This is a genomic window from Chitinophaga rhizosphaerae (assembly GCF_003958645.1).
Classification (GTDB): domain Bacteria; phylum Bacteroidota; class Bacteroidia; order Chitinophagales; family Chitinophagaceae; genus Chitinophaga; species Chitinophaga rhizosphaerae.
Genome location: NZ_RXLO01000001.1, coordinates 791711 through 809763 on the forward strand (window position 1 = coordinate 791711; position 18053 = coordinate 809763).

The window sequence follows — 18053 nt, forward strand, 5'->3', positions numbered from 1 at the left end:
TCTCAGCATCTGCGTGAAGAGATACAATTTTTCGATATCAGGGCGATAAATATCCCTTAGCAGTCTTTCCCTTTCATCTTCCGTAATTACAACAACCCGATTCGAAGGGCGCGGATCTTCTTTCTTCAATTCCGACATATGAATTTCGTTTAACTCCAATATCAAATATAGCACTTTTGGGTCAGGTACCCTGCCGTCCGTCGAAATCACATTATATATTACATAAAAGTCCTGATCTGGGAACCCCATTTCCAGAAATATAAAACTTTGCAAAATTATGTAACGATAGTCCCGGACAGGCCGCCTATTTTTGTGGTGCATGAAGCAATTCCTCACACTCATACTGGCCCTGCTCTACATGAGCACTTCCACCGGCGCCACTTTCCACATGCACTACTGCGCGGAAAAGCTGGTGGACGTGAGCCTGTGGCATGATGAGGACACGCATGAATGCGGGGTTTCCTGCACCAAAAAGTGCTGTAAAGACGTTCACCTCACGATAAAGCTGGAGAAAGACCAGCAAATGTCGCCTAAGGTGGCCGTCGATATGCTGCCCCTGTCGCAGGCCGCCCTGTTCCCGGTTACTACCTTGCCGGTATATGAAATCCCCGCGCCGGCACCTCCGGCGGATCCCGCGCCACCTCCCCTGCCGCATGTTCCGGCACATATTCTCCACTGTCATTTCAGGATCTGATAGCGGTATCCCCCACCGTTTCGTATCAAGACCAACCTACCATTCCAACATCATTTCAAAACTGTTCATCATGAAAAAGATCCTCTCTTTCATAGCCCTTCCCTTGTCCCTGCTCGCCGCGCAAAACGCCGCCGGCCAATCCCTCAAGACCGACTCCTTCACCGTTTCCGGGAACTGCGGCATGTGTAAGAAACGTATCGAAAAAGCCGCGCAGGTAAACGGCGTGAGCAGCGCCGTGTGGGACGTAAAGTCAAAAACGATGACCGTAAAGTTCGATTCCGCCAGTGTGAAACCGGAAGATATCCGCAAAAAGATCGCGCGATCCGGGCACGACTCCGGTCCCTTCAAAGCCACCGATTCCATTTACCAGGCACTGCCCGGCTGCTGCCGGTACGAGCGTCACTAACCCATAACGCTTACTTATGATACACAGGATCATCGAATGGTCCGTCCGTAACCGTATCACCGTGTTGATACTGGCGGCCGTACTGTTCGGGTGGGGCTGGTACGCCGTGAAAACGAACCCGGTAGATGCCATCCCCGACCTCTCGGAAAACCAGGTGATCGTTTTCACCGAATGGATGGGCCGCGGCCCCCAGCTCGTGGAAGACCAGGTCACCTACCCGCTCGTCACCAACCTCCAGGGCCTGCCGAAAATCAAATACGTGCGCGGCTCCTCCATGTTCGGCATGAGCTTCATCTATGTCATTTTTGAAGACGACACCGATATCTACTGGGCCCGCGAACGCGTGCTCGAACGCCTCGGCACCGCCACCCGCACCCTGCCCGAAGGCGTAAGCCCGCAACTGGGGCCAGACGGCACCGGCGTAGGGCACATCCTCTGGTATACGCTCGACGCGCCGGGGATGGACCTCGGCGAGCAACGGGCGCTGCAGGACTGGTACATCAAATTCGCGCTGCAAAACGTGAAGGGCGTGAGCGAGATCGCCTCGTTCGGCGGGTTCCAGCCGCAATACCAGGTTACGGCCGATCCCAATAAACTGCTCTATTACGGCCTTACGCCGGCAGACGTCATCGCCGCCGTGCGCGCCAACAACAATGAATCCGGCGGCCGGAAATTCGAAATGAGCGACATCGGGTACATCATCAAAACCACCGGCTATCTCTCTTCCATCGCTGAAATCGAACAGATCGCCGTAAAAACCGTGAACGGCGTACCGGTAAGGGTGGCAGACGTGGCCACCGTGCAGATGACAGGCGAACCGCGGCTCGGCATCTTCGACCAGGACGGCGAAGGCGAGCGTGTAGGCGGCATCGTGGTGATGCGATATGGCGAAAACGCCGCCGGGGTCATAGACCGGGTGAAGGAACAGATGAAGGAAGTATCCCGCGGATTGCCCGCCAATGTGAAGTTCGATATCGTGTACGACCGCGGCGAGCTCATCCGGGAATCCATCAGCTCCATCAAACACACGCTGATCGAAGAAATGATCGTGGTGTCGCTCGTAGTGCTCATCTTCCTGTTCCACTGGCGCAGTGCGCTCAGCATCCTCATCCAGATCCCCATCACGCTCGCGGCCAGCTTCATTCTGCTCAACGCTTTCGGGATTTCGTCGAACATCATGTCGTTGACGGGCATCGCCCTGGCCATCGGTGTGATCGTAGACAACGGGATCATCATGAGCGAAAATGCGTACAAACATTTATCCGAACGGTATGCGCAATGGCAAGCCGAACAAAAAATTGAGTCAACATGAACTTCATAAAACGCTTATTCCGCCGCCAGCCTTCCTGGATCAGCGAGGAAGAGCGGCTGGACATCATCGCCAAGTCGGGCAAGCAGGTGTCTCGCGGGGTATTTTTCGCCACCGTGATCATCATCACCTCTTTCCTCCCCGTGTTTTTGCTCACGGGGCAGGAAGGCAAGCTGTTCCACCCGCTGGCGTTCACCAAAACCTTCATCATGATCGTGGACGCGCTGCTGGTCATCACCCTGGCGCCGGCCCTCATTTCCATCTTCATGAAAGGCAAATTCCGGCCAGACAGCGCCCATCCCGTCACCCGCACGCTCGAAAGGATGTACGAACCCGTTATCCGCATGGTCCTCAAATGGCGGAAAACGACGCTGGCCGTCAACATCGCCGCCCTCGTGATCGCCATCCCGCTGCTGAAAAGCCTCGGTACGGAATTCATGCCGCCGCTCGACGAGCAAAGCATCCTTTTCATGCCCGTTACATTGCCTGATATTTCCAATACCGAAGCCAGGCGCATCCTCCAGGTGCAGGACCGGCTCATCAAATCGGTACCGGAGGTGGACAAGGTACTGGGCAAGGCGGGACGGGCGTCTACCGCTACCGACAACTCCCCCGTCAGCATGATCGAAACCATCATCATGCTCAAACCGCGGACGGAATGGCGGGAAGGGAAAAAGAAGGAAGACATCATCCGCGAACTGGACAGTCTTTTACAAATCCCCGGCGTTGTCAACGGTTGGACGCAACCCATCATCAACCGCATCAACATGCTTTCTACCGGTATCCGGACGGATGTGGGCATCAAGGTGTACGGCCAGCAGCTGGACACGATCGCCAGCGTATCCGAACGGGTGCGCAAAGCGCTGGAAGGCACGCCGGGCGTGTCTGACCTGTACGTGGAGCCGGTGACAGGCGGTAAATATCTCGGGGTGAACATCCGCCGGGCCGACCTGGCGCGTTACGGCCTCAGCGCCGACGCGGTGAACCAGACCGTGGAAACCGCGCTGGGCGGCGCGCCCATCGGCACCACCATCGAAGGACGGCGGCGGTTCTCCATCAGTTTACGGCTGGCGCAGGATTTCCGCAACAGCCTCGAACAGGTCCGCCGTATCCCGCTGGGCTCTCCCGCTTTCGGGGAAGTGCCGCTGAGCGCGGTGGCGGATGTGGTGCTGGAAGACGGGCCGCCGATGATCACGTCCGACAACGCCATGCTGCGCGGCGCCGTGCTGTTCAACGTACGGGGCCGTGATCTGGGAAGCACTGTCGAAGACGCCATGAAACAGCTCCGTTCGCAGGAGGGCTTGCTGCCGCAGGGGTATTACCTGGAATGGAGCGGGCAATACGAGAACCTCGTGCGCGGACAGCGCACCCTGCTCTGGATCGCGCCCATCGTGCTGGTGATCATCTTCGCATCGCTGTATTTCGCCTTCAAATCTGTCCGCGAAGCGTTCCTCAGCCTTATCACCGTGCCTTTCGCCCTCATCGGCGGCGCTTACATGATCTGGATCTGGGGCGCCAACCTCTCGGTAGCCGTGGCGGTCGGGTTCATCGCCCTGTTCGGGATCGCCGTGGAAACGGGGATCGTGATGGTGATCTACCTGAACGATGCCATGAACCGACTCGTAGCCCTCAAAGGCAACAGTTCCGCCACCATCACCAAGCAGGACCTCCGCGAATACGTGATCCACGGCGCCGCCAAGCGTTTACGGCCCAAACTCATGACCGTATGCGTATCGCTCTTCGGCCTCGTGCCCGTGCTCTGGGCCGGCGGCGTAGGCACCGATGTGATGCAGCCAATTGTATTACCGATGATCGGTGGCGTGCTGACCAGCTCTACGCACATTTTGCTGGTAACGCCACTCATCTTCCTAATGACGAAAGAATATGAATTACGTAAATACGGCAAGCTGGAAATCCATCCTGGCGGCCATTAACATACTCCTGCTGCCCTTTGCGGCGGCGGCGCAAACGCTGCCGCTGGACAGTATCCTGGCGCGCATCGAGGGCAATAACCTGCTGCTGAAAAGCTACGCGCAAAAGGCCGAAGGCTTCCGCCACAGTGCAAACGCCGCCATGGCCTGGATGGCGCCCATGGCCGGTGCAGGCACTTTCATGACCCCGTATCCTGGGCAAATGGTGATGGACGGGCGCGATAAAGGCAGCCTCATGATCCAGCTGGAACAGGACATTCCCAACCCCGCAAAGCAACAGGCTAAAAAGCGGTTCATCGCCTCGCAGGGCAACGCCGAAACGGCCGCCCGGGGCGTAACGCTCAACGAATTGCGCGCCACTGCCCGGAAACTGTATTACGGCTGGGTGATCTCCGAAAGGAAGCAGCAGTTACTCCGACGGAATGAAAAGATCATGCAGATGATGCTGGAGATCGAAAAACTGCGGTATCCGTATAACCAGTCGCAACTCGGCAACAGCTTCCGTGCGGAAGCCAAACTCGAAGAAAACGCCAACATGCTGCGCATGGAAGCAGGGACCGTGCTGAAATCCATGACCTGGCTGAACAGTTTGATGAACCGGCCCGGCATGACCGAATTCAGTGTGGATACCGCCTGGGAACCGGGTTTCGCCCCGGCGATGCACGACACCGCTTCCATCGCCGCCGCACGGCAGGATATCCGGAAGATGGAAGAAGGCATCCGTACCATGCAGCTCGGCATCCGCTCCATGCAGGCGGAAAAGAAACCCGATTTCAGGATCCGGTTCGATCATATGCTGCCGCTGGCCAGCGGAATGCCGAAAGCGTACAGCGTAATGGGGATGCTGAGTATTCCGATAGCGCCCTGGTCGCGGGGGATGTATCGATCCGAAATCAAATCCATGGAGCAGAATATCGCGGCGATGGAAAACGAGCGCAGCGCGATGCTGCAGGAAACGCAGGGCATGCTCTACGGCATGCTGGCGGAAATCCGGCAGATGGACCGCCGCATCGAATCCATGGAGCGCGTGATCGTTCCCTCCCTCCGCAAAGCCCTCGACGCCAACTTCGCCGCCTACCAGGAAAACCGCCTGCAACTCCCCACCGTGATAGACGCCTGGGAAGCACTGACGATGACCGAAACCGGCGTGCTCGACGAAAAATTGAAACGTTACGAAATGATCGTGGAATATGAAAAAGCGCTTTACCGTTAATATACTCACCGCGCTGACTGCCCTGCTCTTCGCAGCCTGCAGCGCCGCGCCGGTGGAAGAGAAACAGTCCTCCGCAAAAACGCGCGATTCCCTCCCGCTGCTGTTCCCGAAACCGCAAACGAGGATCGTGGTGATGGAGGCGCCCGGCACCGTGCGCTACGACAGCCGCAACCGCGCCATCCTGCCCTCGCGCGTGGCCGGCCGTATCGAAAAACTGCACGTCCGCTATAATTACCAGCCCGTCCGCAAAGGACAGCTCATCCTCGAAATTTACGCGCCCGAGCTCGTAGCCGCGCAACGGGAATTGCTGTCTGTCAGCAACGATCCGGCGATGAAGGAGCTCGCAATGCGCAAACTCGCGCTCATGGGGATGCCGGGAACGCTCGCTGCCGAAGTGCTCCGCACCCGCCAGGTGCGCGTCTCCATCCCGTTGTACAGTAACGCAGACGGCTATATCCTGGAAGAACCGCTGGCCGCAGCGGCCGCCGAACCTTCCACCGCCGCTCCCGCCCCATCGTCGGGCGGCGACGCGATGGGCAACATGGGCGCCGCCGCACCGGTGGCCGCATCCGCAGCTCCTGCGCCTACCCGATCGCCCGTGATGCTGCGCGAAGGGCAATACGTTTCCGCCGGACAAAACCTGTTTTCCATCTACAAAACCGGCCGCATGATCGCGGAATTCGCGCTGCCGGCCGATGTAGCCTCGGCAGTTGGGCCCGGCAGCCGGGTACTGGTTTCGGGGAACGGGATGCAGGGCGAACTGAAAAGCGCCGCCATCGATCTGCTGGAACCACTGTACGCCAATGGCGGGAAGTTCAGTCGCGCCAGGGTATACCTCAGCGGCAACTATCCCGCCGGGCAACTGCTTACCGCTTACATTCCCGTGCTGTTCCGCGAAGGATCGTGGGTGCCGGCTTCGGCGATCGTGATGCTGGGGCGGGATAACGTGGTATTCCGGAAAGAAGGCGCAGATTACCGTGCCGTTCCCGTTCGCATCGGCGCCAGGGCCGGCGGGCTGGTCCAGCTGTTCGACGCAGTATCGGGTATCGCCGCAAACGCAGCGTACATCGCCGACAGCGAAGGTTTCATCAAGCCGGACGCCCATCCATCATCACATCCATAACCGAAAACATATGGAAAGAAGACATTTTCTCAGATCGCTCGCCGTGGCCGCCGCCGCGCCTGCCGTATGGCTCGCAGCATGCGGCACCGCGGAAAAAAAAGGCGCCGCCGCGCAGCAGACATATACCTGCCCCATGCACCCGCAGGTAGTGCAGAACGCGCCGGGCACCTGCCCCATTTGCGCGATGGACCTCGTACCGTTCGATAAAAACAGTACCAGTACGTCGCTCCAGCTGATGGACAGCCAGGTCAAACTCGCCAACATCACCACTGCGGCCGCCGGCGCAGGCATGTTCACGCAAACTCGGAGCCTGAACGCGCGCCTCATGCCCGATCCGCAACGGACCGGCATCATTTCCGCACGCATCGCCGGGCGGATAGACAAACTGTTTGTCCGCGAAACGGGCGTGCGCATCAAAAAGGGACAGGCATTGTATGCCGTGTATTCCGAAGAACTGGCGACGCTGCAATCCGAATATCTCCTGGCGGCAGCGCAAACCCGCAAATTCCCTGAAGACGCGCGTTTCAAGCAGATCGCCGAAGGCGCGGAACTGAAACTCGAACGGTATGGGCAAAGCGAAAACGCCATCGGCAAACTGCTGCAGGAAGGCAAGCCCCAACCGCTGGTCACTTTTTATGCCGGACAGGACGGGCTTGTTACCGAACTTGCCGTCACGGAAGGACAGTACATCGCCGAAGGCGGCACGGTTTTGCAGGTAGAAGACTACCGTCGTTTGTGGGTGGAAGCGGACATTTATCCGTCGGAAGCCGGGCTGCTGAAAACCGGTCAAACGTTGCAGGTGATCGTTCCCGGATGGGAAAACGACCCCCGGAGCATGCAGGCCGAGTTCGTCTATCCCGCGCTGCAAACCGGCCGGCAAACCCTCCAGCTCCGCGGCTCCGTTTCCAACCCGGACGCGCGCTGGCAACCGGGAATGGCCGCCACGGTACTGCTGCCGGTGGCGTCGCGCAGTGAAACGATGCAACTGCCTGTCGACGCCGTGATCCGCAACGGGGCGGCTGCGCACATCTGGATCGAAAAGCCGAAGAACACCTTCACGCCGCGCAAAGTGAAGACCGGCCTGGAAACCAGCCGATCCATCGAGATCACGGAAGGCTTGCAGGATGGCGAGAAAGTGGTAATTACGGGCGCTTATCTGCTGTACAGCGAATTCGTGCTCAAAAGAGGCAAACAGCCCGTTTAGAAAAAAAAGCATCATATTCATCACATAAAAAACACCTGAACAGCATGAAACAATGGATCCTTCCCGCCGCAATGGCTTTCCTCGCGGCCTGCGGCGGAAACAACAATCCCCAGCAGGAAAAGGAGAATACCGCGGAAAAAGCCGCGCCGGCCACCGCCACCGTGGCGCTGAAGAACGACGCGCTGAACGCCGTGCTCGAACATTACGAAAAACTCACTGACGCCCTCATGAAAGGCGATGCCGCCGCCGCTAAAGTATCCGCCGCCGCCATCGAAACCGGCGCCTCCGCAGCAGACCCTTCGGGCAAGCTCGCGGAAGCCGCGCAGAAAATCGGCGCAGCCAGCGATATCGAGGCCCAGCGCGGTGCCTATTCAGCGTTCAACAATACTTTTATCGGACTGGTAAAATCTACCGGCATGAGCAGCGGAGAACTGCACGTGGAATTCTGTCCTATGGCGCTCGATAACACCGGCGCCCGCTGGCTCAGCCGCTCGAAGGAAATCCGCAACCCTTATTTCGGCGATGCCATGCTGACGTGTGGAAGTGTGGAAGAAACCCTGCAATAAGATACCATGTTGATAACCGGCCAAGTGTCCGGTGTAAATGAGAAAGCCGGCCCGTGGGCCGGCTATTCTTTTTTTCAACTGCAAGTGTTTTACGCTGCTTGCTGGAGAAATTCCGGCAATGCGCGATCGAGGAAATCGCCCCAGCCGCCCATGAAGCTGCTGCGTACGAACGAAGGATGATCCTGCGGGAAGCTTTCCAGCCCCGTATGCGTCAGTTTCAGCCGTGTTCCGCCGTTTTCGGGGAACAGTTCCCAGGTCACTTCCGAATTACCCGGAAAGCCCTCATAGCGCCAGGTGTAAGCGATCTTTCGCTGCGGCACCACTTCGGTGACCACGCAAAGGTGCCGGAACAGGGTTTCGTCGCAGAAGCAATCGAAGGAAAATTCCGTTCCCTTTTCTACCTTGAAACCTTTTGTGTCAAAATACCATACCCGCATTTTATCGGGGTCTGTGATGGCATCCCAGACTTTCTGCGGCGTTGCCGGATAAGTGCGCTCCACGATCAGTGGCTCCGGTTTGATGAGAGATTCCGTTTTCATACGCTTATGTGTTTAGATTTTAGAAAGGTGCTGATTATCGATCGGGCTCGTTGGCCAGGAAATCGCCCAGGGCATCGAGCTTCTCGTTCCAGAAAGCTTCGTAGCGGGCGGTCCAGTCGCGCACTTCGCGCAGCGGCCGCAGGTCTGCGTGGCAATACCGTTCCCGCCCCTGCTGTTTGATGACGATAAGCCCGCATTCGGTGAGGATGCGGATGTGTTTGGACACGGCCGGCCGGCTGATGGGGAAATGTTCCGCCACCGCGTTCAAATGCCGTGGTGCCCCCGCCAGCAGCTGGATGATCTCCCTGCGCGTGGGGTCGGATATCGCCTGGAATACGTCTCTTCTCATAATTTTCGGATCGTTATGTAACCAATCGGTTACAAATATAGGTAACCATTCGGTTACGCAAAAATTTATTTTCAATCGGGGGCAAAAAAAAAGCGCATACATGTGAGTGTATGCGCTTTTCCGGACATCGGCAAACAACGGAATATCGTTAACTGCCGGTAGCCCTGCCGGTCATTTCTATGGCTGTACCAATTTCCTTCGTTTCCTGCGTTTCATTATCTGCTCCTTCTTCAAACCAGTGCGTAGCACCTTCATTGTCTTCTTTCCTCACAAGGTAGAGACTTTTCCACGGCAGCGAAACGAGGAAGAGGTTTTCTTCCTCCAGCGAGACCGGGATGTCGTGGCTCCTGTAACGGATGTGAAATGTGTTCATAAACGAATATATACAATCCCTGTGCCTAGATGCGGTATGCTACGCCAAGCGTAACATAAATATTATACATCGGAAAATCCATTCCCCTGAAATCCGACGGAAAAACCGGTCTCAATCCCCAATTCAGGTTGCCCGTCACACGGAGTTTTTTTCCGACGCGGCGCTCGGCCCCGCCTTGCAACCCCACGTCAAAACGGCGCATGTCAGTACCGAAATCGAATTCCGCCTGGGAAACTGCCACTTTTTCACCCAGCGATCCGCCATTCCGGATGTACCCGTCGCTCACGTTGCCATGGAAATTGGCGCTGAAGAGCCAGGCCATGTAGGTACCCAGGTTGAACCGCCATTTATCGTTCGGCATATAAATGGCGCTGATGGGGAAAGACACGTACGCATTGCGCACCGTTGTCTTGTTCTTGCCCGTAAACGCACCTTCGAACTCGCTCTTGCCGGAACCATCGTCCATCGTGATCATCGTATGGAAATACATCACCTCGTCTTTCACGGTCATGCCTTTATAATCAAGCTTCACGCCCGCCGCTGCACCCCATTTGTGCGTCGCGGATGGGCGCCACGAAAGTTCGTAGCCCAGGGAGGGACTAAACTCCGGACGGTAGGAATCTACTTTGCGGATCGTGTTCGGAAATCCCACGGGAGCGGTGCCCCCGATATTGAAGCCCGCCTGTATGCGGTGTTCCAGGTGAATTTGCGCCTGCGCGCGGGCGCCGAAGGCCAATATCGAAATGAGAAATATATTGCGGATGTTCATGTTACTGTTTTACTGGATGATGGCAAGACTGTCGATCACAAGCCGGCTGCCGATGGCGCCGCGGTACTGGTCTCCGTCTTTACTGGACGAGGCCACGATGGCCATCATCATGTCTCTTTCCGATTTGCGGCCCGGGATGTAATTGAAAGGAATATTGAAATGCGTCCAGTTGCCGCGGCCGGAACCGTCGGGCAATTGGGCAACGGCCACAATGCGGTCCGACGTGTGGATGTTGGTGGCATCCAGCCGGGTGCGGCCGGTGTACAACACGGCGTAGATCGCGCAGGAATCTGTATATCCGGGCACGGGGTTGCCCGCTTTGTCCTGGTAGGTGGCGCCGGGCGTATATTTGTAATGCCCGGTGAAGCGTGTAGCCTTTCCCGCGAATGGCTGCCCGAATTGTGTGGCCTTCAGCGGCTCGAGGAAAGCGCTGTTGATGTCGAAATTCCCCAGGAACAGCGATCCCGCAAAGAGCTTGATGCCTACGATCCCGGAAAGCGTAGTGCCTTTCAGCGTTACGAGCTCCGCGGCATGCGTCCCGTCTTTGGAATCGTCGGTAGAACGTAACGGGTAACCGCTGGGCTGCTTGGGAACGCCGCTCAGGGCCACGCCCGGGTTGCCGGACGACCAAACCTGCTCGCCTTCGGATTCAACAGGATACTGGTAATTATCTACATCTTGCACGAGCCATTTCTCGAACGACCATTTCCATTCCCCGATGGAAACCACTTCCACGGTGTACTGCTTGCGGTTTTCGCCGCTGGCGGAGGAAACCGTGTACACGACTTCTTTGGTGAAGTGGATGGAATCGCCGGAGGCGGGAGAAACGGTGGCGCCGGCCGACAGGGTGATGCGGGGCGCAATGCCGCTTTCAAATGCTTCGGGCTCCAGGTAGAGGAGGATTTTCCGGTTCGATTGGTCGATGAAAATATCACCTGTAAGGAGCGAATCCGGGACGGTAAATGTCTCGATATCCGCTTCCGGATTGGGAGGTTCCGGTTTGATGCATGCCTGCAGCAGCGCGAAGGCGGAAATAGCTGCGACGCTGCGCAAGAGGACGTAAGGGCTGATGTGGGTCATATTGGTATAATGCCTAAAGATAGTGGAATGTTTCAGAAACGGAAGACCCGCCAGGTAAGTGACGGGCCGAATCCGGTGTAAGACAGCAGCATGGATTCCGTTGCGGACAAACAACGTTCAGTATACGATTTCCACAACCCGGCCTACCTGCCCGTCTTCCAGCCTGACCTTGATACCTCTGGAGTGGTATGCGGCGGAGGTGAGCAGGTCTTGAACGATACCGTATGTCACTTTTCCGCTGCGCTGGTCTTTCTTCAGTACGATGCCGACCTCGAGGCCGGGTGTGATATTTTTCCTGTATTGCGCGTCTTCCCTCATGCTTGTTTGGAGATTTTCGCGCGAAGGTACGAAAATCAGCCCCAGTTGCCGCTATAACCGAACAGGTAACTGAACATGTGGGGATCGACGGACCTTTCGCGCCGCGCCGCTTTGCGGGACAGCAGGAAGCGGACGTTGCCCGGCGCTTCCAGTGAACCGGGATTGGTTTTCCCCTTTTCCACGTGCAGCACGAAATGCACATTATCTTCCACCACGCAAGAGGCGGGCTGAATGTATGCGGGGCAGCCTTCCACCAGGCCCAGCGGAAAATGCGCTTCCCCCCGCCGCCTTTCATTGCCTTGCACGCAACGGGGAACGAAGCCGTCTGCACAACTGCCGCTGATCCGGAATTCTAGCGGACCGTGCTGCGATACGAGTTGCCGGATTAATTGCACAGCCGGCCTGGCGGCTACGATCCTGGCGTCAATCATAATGGGCAAATTTTTCAAAAAATCCGTGCTGATGTCCCTCATAGGGTCTGCTGTATGCATTCGAACATCATGATGCTAAATTGATTTAAAAAAAATATAATCCGGGAAACGTTCGTACTGATTAATAGCACGATCGTACCTGACTTCCTCCCTCATTCGGGATTTATTCCTTATTTTGAATAAGTTATGTATCGCTATGGCCCGCAAACACCTGTTAGAGCATATTGAGTTAATGCCCACCAGAATGTTGAAAACGCTGGTAGAAAACCGGCGTGTTTTCAATTTGAACAACTGTGAGCTGAACGTATTCGAATGTTTTGAGACCGCATACGCCGTACCCATGCAGTTCAACGAATTTATCATCACCAGTATGGTCCGCGGCAGGAAGGTCATGCATCTGCCCAACCAGCCCGGTTTCGATTATCTCCCCGGCGAAACCGTCATTTATCCCGCGAACGAAAAAATGGAGATCGATTTTCCGGAAGCATCGTTAGACAATCCTACGCAATGCATCGCGCTGGCCATAGATGCGCTGTACGTCCGCGGCACGATCGATTATCTCAACAGCTACTACCAATCGCCCGACGAGCGGCGTTCCTGGCGGTTGCAGTTCAACCAGTACCATTTCGAGAACGACGATGAGATCAGCGCGCTCATCAACAAACTGATCCGCATTTGCTGCAGTGCAGACAACAGTAAGAACATCTATGCCGATCTCAATCTGAAAGAGCTGCTGATCCGCCTCATGCAAAGCCAGCACCTCACGCAGGTTATGACAGAATCGGCCGTGAGCAACAACCATAGCCGCCAGCACTTCGTCCTCAACTACATCCGCGAGCACCTTACCGAGCGCATTTCGGTAGACACCCTCAGCAAGAAAGCCTACCTGAGCCGCAATCTTTTCTTCCGCTGGTTCCGTGAACAATTCGGCATCACACCGCTGGAATACGTCAACCGCGAGCGCATCACGCTCGCCAAGCGGCTCCTCTCCCAGCCCGATACGAGCGTGAGCGAAGTGAGCGAGCGCTGCGGGTTTGCGGACGTCAATTATTTCATCCGCATGTTCAAAAAAGTAGAAGGCATCACGCCCAAAACTTACCAGACCATCAGTTCCGACCATTTCCGCATCATGGCCGGCAAGCCGCTGTAATGGCAAAAAAAAACCAGGCCCCTGTGAGCAGGGGCCGGCGGATTGCTTCCATATTAATCATTACACATTCTGCTTGTTGAAATAGGCCGGGGTCCGGCGCTTCCCGGGCGCGGCACCGTATTTTCCCCGGCCTTTGTCTTTTACTTTTCCTGCAAATAGCCTTTCAACCATTTGCCCGCCTGTATGCGGTCGTCTTCCCCCGCCGCGCCGAAGATCAGCGTGAGGCCCCAGGCGCGCCCGCCGAGCTGGAACAGGGGATTTTTTTCATCGGCCCGCCATACCGCATACCGACCGGTACGGAACAGCAGGCGGCAATCCCACGTGAAATAGTACGGCTGATCGGCCGGCGGCGTGATGGTGACTTCGTATTTTTTGTAATGGGAAACGGCATGGTCTTTCACGAGCTGGCGGCCGTAAGTATCGCCCGGCATCACGTGGCGCTTGCCCGCGCCCGCTTTGGGCGGCTGGTACAGGTGTTCCTGGAACAGGTTGAACCAGAGGCGCTGCACCTGGTGGATGTATTGCAGGAACCCGGCTTTAGGCACGCCTTCGAACTGGACGAGCCAGCGGTGGAGGGTGGCGGGCTTGAGGTACACACGCACGCCCTGCCAGTCTTTATAACTGACGCCCGTGTTCACATACCGGGAGAACCCCAGCTTCCAGAGGCGCTGCGGATCGATGGGGATGGGCGAGAGTTCGGGCAACAGCTGCGGCATGGCGGCGAAATGTTCGCTGCGGATCTGCATGACCTTGCCGTTACGGTAAAACAGGCCACCCAATGCTATTTCTTCCAGCGCTATCATGGCATTATCTTTTACGCAGCCGCATTTCTTTCCGGTCGATCACCACCTGCGCCACCACGCCCCAGACCTGGAAGGCGTCGGTATCCCGGATCACAATGGGGTCGTACATGGCGTTTTCGGGATAAAGCATCCAGCCGGTGGAGGATTTTACGAGGGTCTTGACGGTGAATTCGCCGTTGAGGACGGCCACTACAACGTCGTTAGGCATAGGTTTGAGGGACCGGTCTACGACCAGGTAGCTCCTGTCGGGCACATGCGCGTCTGTCATGGAATGACCGTCTACCCGCACGATGAAAACGGATGGTTTGTTCATGCCCAGCAGGTTGACGAGGTCGATTTCCTCTTCCATGTAGTCTTGCGCGGGCGAAGGGAATCCCGCTTTCAGCGGGGTCCAGATAAAGGGCACGCTTATCTCTCCGGTGGCTCGGACGGCGTAAAAGGAAAGGCCGTTCCGCTGGTTAACTGCATACATGTATTACTAATATTTTTAGCAATATTAACTAAAGATATTAGCACAAATGATGGGTAGCGACCCAACAATAAAAGTTATGTTAAAGAACAGCCGTATATCACACAAAAGTGCTACCTTGACCATTCGCCATCGCATAGGAAAACCAGCAAGACCATCCCAACCCGAGAACTGAAAAACCGAACATCATGCAATCACGTATTCTGTACATCGCGCCAAGCGGCCCACTCTGTTTTATCGACTACCTCACGGTCGCCGAAGGTAGAGCAGTGCTGGACAAGCTGAGGAATACGATGGACATTTCCCGGCTCACGCAAATGGTGTATGAATTCCGGCTCGTGAGAATGATGAAAGACAGGATCGTCGGCATCGACCGGCTGTTTCTACCGCGGTTCGACCGCAGGCTGATCGAGATATTCCTGGACAGTTGCTGTCCTGCCCACACAATCTAACAATATCCCCGCCCACAGGAATCCCATGGCAACGGATACGATAACTGCCCTGGGAATACAGGTGGATGTCTGACGGCGCCTGCAGCCCATAGGCCACGCGCACGGGTGTGCCGTCTTCCATTTTGGACAGGCGTTTCACCGTGGAGGGAACCGGGCTTCCATCGCGGCCGGACCGGAGCCCGGGCGCAGCAGCCGTTGCTGCTCCACGCGGTAGATGCGGTCCTTCTTCTCATGGAAACTATCTTAGCCCTGCCCGTTGGAAACAAATTACAGGATCGGCAGCGATGCGGCGATGCCGTGGATATCGATGATGGAGAACAACCGGTTGCGGCTGCGGTTGCGCCACGCAATTTTGATATAATTCATCCACATCAGGAGAGGATTTACGGGAGCGCCGCATACAGGTTGCCATATATCGGTATGCAGTACGGGCGCGGGTTTCGCACAACCCCGACCAGGAAGGATGTCCGCATTCGGACCGGCCCCGGCCGGCCGCGGGCGTTTCCGGGCAGGCGGGCGGCTTGCAGAAACGGGCGCGTTTGAATATTTTTATACCCGAATGAAAAATACGAACAAACCGATACTTGTCATAAAATTCGGTACCGCTTCCATTACGCACGGCAACGGCGAACTGAACGAGTCCGTCATCGCCGAGATCGCCAAGCAGGTGGCGGCCGTGCACGACCGCTATAACGTGGTGCTCGTTTCTTCCGGCGCCGTGGCGGCGGGAAAGCGTTTCCTGAAAGATTATGCCGGCTCCATCAGCGAGCGCAAAGCGGCGGCAGCCATTGGCAACCCGTTACTGCTCAACCGGTATACGCATTATTTTTTCCAATACGGCATTCCCGTGGCGCAAAGCCTCTGCGAGCGCAGCCACTTTTCGAACCGCAACCAGTTCCTGCAGTTGCATAAAACGTACGAGGAGCTTTGGGCCAGCGGCATCATCCCCATCGCCAATGAAAACGACGTGGTGAGCGACCTGGAGCTGAAGTTTTCCGACAACGACGAGCTGGCGACCCTCATCGCCGTGGGTTTCGGCGCCTCCATGCTGCTGTTCTCCACCAGTGTAGGCGGCGTGCTCGACCGCGAAGGGAAGATCGTTCCCCTCATCCCCGAAATCGACGAAGCCACCTTTTCGCTGGCAGATACCAGCAAATCGAGCCTGGGCCTCGGCGGCATGGTGTCCAAGCTCACCTTCGCCCGCCTGGCCACCCGCATGGGCATCCAGGTGGTGATTTTCGGGATCGGCACGCCGGAAGGGGTTTCCCTGGCCACGGAAGGCAAAACGGGAACGCTCTGCCCCCCGCAGCCCTGCAGCATGCCCGCCCGCCGCAAATGGCTGGCCAGCGGCAGCCTGGTGACCGGCAGGATACAGGTAGACGCCGGCGCGCAGAAAGCCCTGGAAAAACGGCACTCCCTCCTCGCCGTCGGCGTCAGGGAAGTACTGGAGAAATTCGAATGCGGCGAAGTGATCGAAATTGCGGGAGAATCCGGCGAAGTGTTTGCCGTGGCCCGCGCCAAAGTGAGCTCCGACGACCTGGCCGGCGACCGCCGCGTCAAGAACCTGGAAGTAGCCCATGCCGACGAAATCGTCATCCTTTAAACTGAACATTATGACCACCATCATACCCCTGCTCGAAAAAGCACAAAACGCCTCCCGGTCCGTCAAGTCTTCGGGAGACGCGGCCAAACAGGCCATCCTCCGCCGCATCGGCGAACTCCTGCTGGCCAATGCCGCCGCCATCATGGACGAGAATAAAAAAGACCTCGACCAGATGCCCGACGGCGACCCGCGGAAAGACCGGCTGCTGCTCAACGACGCGCGCATCCGCGACCTGGCCGCCAGCCTGGACGACATCGCCCAGCTCCCCGACCCTTCCGGCCAGCTGTTGTCCGAAAAAAAGCTGGATAACGGGCTCCTGGTGCGCAAGGTGACGGCGCCCCTGGGCGTGGTGGGCGTCATTTACGAATCGCGGCCCAACGTAACGGTAGACGTGGCCGCCCTTTGCATCCGCTCCGGCAACGCTGCGGTGCTCCGCGGCGGAACGGACGCGTTCCATACCAATACCGCGCTTGTTTCCCTCATCCGCCAGGCGCTGGAAGAAAACGGCGTGGATCCCGATGCCGTGGTGCTCCTGCCGACCGACCGCGCGCTGGTCAACGAGCTGCTTAACGCCACCCAGTTCGTGGATATCATCATCCCCCGCGGCTCCCAATCCCTGATCGATTTCGTACGGCAGCATTCCCGCGTGCCCGTGATCGAAACCGGCGCCGGCGTTTGCCATACTTACGTGGAAGCTTCCGCCGATCTCGAAAAAGCCGCCAGTATCGTCACCAATGCGAAAGTGAGCCGTCCTTCGGTGTGCAACGCGCTGGACACGGTGATCGTCGACGGCGCCATCGCCGGCAGTTTCCTCCCCATCCTCGCGCCCCGGCTGGCGGCGTACCAGGTGGAGATTTTCGCGGACGAATCAGCGTTCCCCATCCTGCAGCAAGCCGGTTACCCTTACCTGCAACACGCCGGGGAAGCGGATTTCGGACGGGAATTCCTCGATTTCAAGTGCTCCGTCAAAGTTGTGGGCAACGCCGGGGAAGCACTGGCGCACATCCGCCGTTACTCCAGCCGCCATTCCGAAGCCATCGTAACACAGAATACCGCGCTGGGTGAGCGTTTCCAGCAGGAAGTGGATGCTGCGGCGGTGTACGTCAACGCCTCCACCCGGTTTACCGACGGCGGCGTATTCGGTTTGGGCGCCGAAATCGGTATCTCGACACAGAAACTCCACGCCCGCGGCCCTTTCGCACTGGAAAAACTGGTGACCGAAAAATGGATCGTGACCGGCGACGGGCAAACCCGCTGATCCTTCCCGCTAC

The 18053-nt window shown here is 57.2% G+C and carries 21 protein-coding genes; 12 read left to right on the forward strand and 9 right to left on the reverse strand.

The genetic code is table 11. The features are described 5' to 3' along the window. Positions 1 to 319 precede the first annotated feature (319 nt). The 8 genes from EJ361_RS03180 (at position 320) to EJ361_RS03215 (ending at position 8446) form a co-directional block, all read left to right on the forward strand. On the forward strand, positions 320 to 694 hold the full coding sequence (locus EJ361_RS03180) for an HYC_CC_PP family protein (protein ID WP_126243885.1): 375 nt from the start codon (positions 320 to 322) through the stop codon (positions 692 to 694). 70 nt (positions 695 to 764) lie between these two features. Further along, positions 765 to 1100, forward strand: a complete 336-nt coding sequence (locus EJ361_RS03185) for a heavy-metal-associated domain-containing protein (RefSeq protein WP_126243886.1) — start codon at positions 765 to 767, stop codon at positions 1098 to 1100. A gap of 16 nt (positions 1101 to 1116) precedes the next feature. Further along, positions 1117 to 2412 (forward strand): efflux RND transporter permease subunit, encoded by a 1296-nt coding sequence (locus tag EJ361_RS25980; RefSeq protein ID WP_126243887.1) that lies wholly within the window; start codon positions 1117 to 1119, stop codon positions 2410 to 2412. Continuing rightward, positions 2409 to 4343: an efflux RND transporter permease subunit gene (locus tag EJ361_RS25985; RefSeq protein WP_126243888.1), complete on the forward strand. Its 1935-nt coding sequence runs from the start codon at positions 2409 to 2411 to the stop codon at positions 4341 to 4343. The genes EJ361_RS25980 and EJ361_RS25985 overlap by 4 nt, the downstream gene beginning before the upstream one ends. Further along, entirely contained in the window at positions 4294 to 5553 is a 1260-nt protein-coding gene (locus EJ361_RS03200) for a TolC family protein (protein ID WP_126243889.1), read from the forward strand. The genes EJ361_RS25985 and EJ361_RS03200 overlap by 50 nt, the downstream gene beginning before the upstream one ends. Next, positions 5531 to 6676: an efflux RND transporter periplasmic adaptor subunit gene (locus tag EJ361_RS03205; protein ID WP_126243890.1), complete on the forward strand. Its 1146-nt coding sequence runs from the start codon at positions 5531 to 5533 to the stop codon at positions 6674 to 6676. Before EJ361_RS03200 ends, EJ361_RS03205 begins: the two co-directional genes overlap by 23 nt. A gap of 10 nt (positions 6677 to 6686) precedes the next feature. Then, positions 6687 to 7880, forward strand: coding sequence for an efflux RND transporter periplasmic adaptor subunit (locus tag EJ361_RS03210; RefSeq protein WP_126243891.1), 1194 nt, complete (start codon positions 6687 to 6689; stop codon positions 7878 to 7880). 44 nt (positions 7881 to 7924) lie between these two features. Next, on the forward strand, positions 7925 to 8446 hold the full coding sequence (locus EJ361_RS03215; protein ID WP_126243892.1) for a DUF3347 domain-containing protein: 522 nt from the start codon (positions 7925 to 7927) through the stop codon (positions 8444 to 8446). A gap of 89 nt (positions 8447 to 8535) precedes the next feature. Here EJ361_RS03215 and EJ361_RS03220 read toward each other — a convergent pair whose 3' ends face one another. The 7 genes from EJ361_RS03220 to EJ361_RS03250 form a co-directional block, all read right to left on the reverse strand. Continuing rightward, positions 8536 to 8985, reverse strand: a complete 450-nt coding sequence (locus EJ361_RS03220; protein WP_205686913.1) for an SRPBCC family protein — start codon at positions 8983 to 8985, stop codon at positions 8536 to 8538. 34 nt (positions 8986 to 9019) lie between these two features. Beyond that, a complete protein-coding gene (locus EJ361_RS03225) occupies positions 9020 to 9334 on the reverse strand; it encodes an ArsR/SmtB family transcription factor (protein ID WP_126243893.1) in 315 nt (104 codons plus the stop codon). A gap of 148 nt (positions 9335 to 9482) precedes the next feature. Next, on the reverse strand, positions 9483 to 9707 hold the full coding sequence (locus EJ361_RS03230; protein WP_126243894.1) for a hypothetical protein: 225 nt from the start codon (positions 9705 to 9707) through the stop codon (positions 9483 to 9485). A gap of 25 nt (positions 9708 to 9732) precedes the next feature. Next, the gene (locus EJ361_RS03235; RefSeq protein WP_126243895.1) at positions 9733 to 10476 is read right to left on the reverse strand and encodes an outer membrane beta-barrel protein; all 744 of its coding nucleotides are present in this window, start codon (positions 10474 to 10476) and stop codon (positions 9733 to 9735) included. Positions 10477 to 10485: 9 nt separating this feature from the next. Further along, positions 10486 to 11556 (reverse strand): PCMD domain-containing protein, encoded by a 1071-nt coding sequence (locus tag EJ361_RS03240; RefSeq protein WP_126243896.1) that lies wholly within the window; start codon positions 11554 to 11556, stop codon positions 10486 to 10488. Between the two features lie 117 nt (positions 11557 to 11673). Continuing rightward, complete coding sequence (locus EJ361_RS03245) at positions 11674 to 11874, reverse strand: YwbE family protein (protein ID WP_126243897.1); 201 nt, start codon at positions 11872 to 11874, stop codon at positions 11674 to 11676. A gap of 35 nt (positions 11875 to 11909) precedes the next feature. Continuing rightward, entirely contained in the window at positions 11910 to 12305 is a 396-nt protein-coding gene (locus EJ361_RS03250) for a DUF779 domain-containing protein (RefSeq protein ID WP_164714060.1), read from the reverse strand. Positions 12306 to 12537: 232 nt separating this feature from the next. On the opposite strand from EJ361_RS03250, the gene EJ361_RS03255 reads away from it, so the two are divergent. Further along, complete coding sequence (locus tag EJ361_RS03255; RefSeq protein WP_240646532.1) at positions 12538 to 13455, forward strand: AraC family transcriptional regulator; 918 nt, start codon at positions 12538 to 12540, stop codon at positions 13453 to 13455. 140 nt (positions 13456 to 13595) lie between these two features. Here the strand turns inward: EJ361_RS03255 and EJ361_RS03260 are convergent, their stop codons facing one another. Both EJ361_RS03260 and EJ361_RS03265 read right to left on the reverse strand, forming a co-directional pair. Further along, the gene (locus tag EJ361_RS03260) at positions 13596 to 14258 is read right to left on the reverse strand and encodes a hypothetical protein (protein ID WP_126243899.1); all 663 of its coding nucleotides are present in this window, start codon (positions 14256 to 14258) and stop codon (positions 13596 to 13598) included. A 4-nt stretch (positions 14259 to 14262) separates the two neighbouring features. Next, positions 14263 to 14730, reverse strand: a complete 468-nt coding sequence (locus EJ361_RS03265; RefSeq protein ID WP_126243900.1) for a LexA family protein — start codon at positions 14728 to 14730, stop codon at positions 14263 to 14265. A gap of 185 nt (positions 14731 to 14915) precedes the next feature. Here EJ361_RS03265 and EJ361_RS03270 point away from each other — a divergent pair, with 185 nt between their 5' ends. From EJ361_RS03270 to EJ361_RS03280, 3 genes are all read left to right on the forward strand, one after another. Next, positions 14916 to 15179 carry a hypothetical protein gene (locus EJ361_RS03270; RefSeq protein ID WP_126243901.1) on the forward strand — a complete coding sequence of 88 codons (264 nt, stop codon included), beginning with the start codon at positions 14916 to 14918 and terminating at the stop codon, positions 15177 to 15179. A 559-nt stretch (positions 15180 to 15738) separates the two neighbouring features. Further along, entirely contained in the window at positions 15739 to 16782 is a 1044-nt protein-coding gene (gene proB, locus EJ361_RS03275) for a glutamate 5-kinase (RefSeq protein ID WP_126243902.1), read from the forward strand. A 10-nt stretch (positions 16783 to 16792) separates the two neighbouring features. Next, positions 16793 to 18040, forward strand: a complete 1248-nt coding sequence (locus EJ361_RS03280; RefSeq protein ID WP_126243903.1) for a glutamate-5-semialdehyde dehydrogenase — start codon at positions 16793 to 16795, stop codon at positions 18038 to 18040. The last annotated feature ends 13 nt before the right edge of the window (positions 18041 to 18053 follow it).

Excerpts from the sequence above, each read along its gene's own strand:
- EJ361_RS03180 (WP_126243885.1), top strand. The coding sequence starts at position 320 with ATGAAGCAATTCCTCACACTCATACTGGCCCTGCTCTACATGAGCACT.
- EJ361_RS03185 (WP_126243886.1), top strand. The coding sequence starts at position 765 with ATGAAAAAGATCCTCTCTTTCATAGCCCTTCCCTTGTCCCTGCTCGCC.
- EJ361_RS25980 (WP_126243887.1), top strand. The coding sequence starts at position 1,117 with ATGATACACAGGATCATCGAATGGTCCGTCCGTAACCGTATCACCGTG.
- EJ361_RS25985 (WP_126243888.1), top strand. The coding sequence starts at position 2,409 with ATGAACTTCATAAAACGCTTATTCCGCCGCCAGCCTTCCTGGATCAGC.
- EJ361_RS03200 (WP_126243889.1), top strand. The coding sequence starts at position 4,294 with ATGAATTACGTAAATACGGCAAGCTGGAAATCCATCCTGGCGGCCATT.
- EJ361_RS03205 (WP_126243890.1), top strand. The coding sequence starts at position 5,531 with ATGAAAAAGCGCTTTACCGTTAATATACTCACCGCGCTGACTGCCCTG.
- EJ361_RS03210 (WP_126243891.1), top strand. The coding sequence starts at position 6,687 with ATGGAAAGAAGACATTTTCTCAGATCGCTCGCCGTGGCCGCCGCCGCG.
- EJ361_RS03215 (WP_126243892.1), top strand. The coding sequence starts at position 7,925 with ATGAAACAATGGATCCTTCCCGCCGCAATGGCTTTCCTCGCGGCCTGC.
- EJ361_RS03220 (WP_205686913.1), bottom strand. The coding sequence starts at position 8,985 with ATGAAAACGGAATCTCTCATCAAACCGGAGCCACTGATCGTGGAGCGC.
- EJ361_RS03225 (WP_126243893.1), bottom strand. The coding sequence starts at position 9,334 with ATGAGAAGAGACGTATTCCAGGCGATATCCGACCCCACGCGCAGGGAG.
- EJ361_RS03230 (WP_126243894.1), bottom strand. The coding sequence starts at position 9,707 with ATGAACACATTTCACATCCGTTACAGGAGCCACGACATCCCGGTCTCG.
- EJ361_RS03235 (WP_126243895.1), bottom strand. The coding sequence starts at position 10,476 with ATGAACATCCGCAATATATTTCTCATTTCGATATTGGCCTTCGGCGCC.
- EJ361_RS03240 (WP_126243896.1), bottom strand. The coding sequence starts at position 11,556 with ATGACCCACATCAGCCCTTACGTCCTCTTGCGCAGCGTCGCAGCTATT.
- EJ361_RS03245 (WP_126243897.1), bottom strand. The coding sequence starts at position 11,874 with ATGAGGGAAGACGCGCAATACAGGAAAAATATCACACCCGGCCTCGAG.
- EJ361_RS03250 (WP_164714060.1), bottom strand. The coding sequence starts at position 12,305 with ATGATTGACGCCAGGATCGTAGCCGCCAGGCCGGCTGTGCAATTAATC.
- EJ361_RS03255 (WP_240646532.1), top strand. The coding sequence starts at position 12,538 with ATGCCCACCAGAATGTTGAAAACGCTGGTAGAAAACCGGCGTGTTTTC.
- EJ361_RS03260 (WP_126243899.1), bottom strand. The coding sequence starts at position 14,258 with ATGATAGCGCTGGAAGAAATAGCATTGGGTGGCCTGTTTTACCGTAAC.
- EJ361_RS03265 (WP_126243900.1), bottom strand. The coding sequence starts at position 14,730 with ATGTATGCAGTTAACCAGCGGAACGGCCTTTCCTTTTACGCCGTCCGA.
- EJ361_RS03270 (WP_126243901.1), top strand. The coding sequence starts at position 14,916 with ATGCAATCACGTATTCTGTACATCGCGCCAAGCGGCCCACTCTGTTTT.
- proB (WP_126243902.1), top strand. The coding sequence starts at position 15,739 with ATGAAAAATACGAACAAACCGATACTTGTCATAAAATTCGGTACCGCT.
- EJ361_RS03280 (WP_126243903.1), top strand. The coding sequence starts at position 16,793 with ATGACCACCATCATACCCCTGCTCGAAAAAGCACAAAACGCCTCCCGG.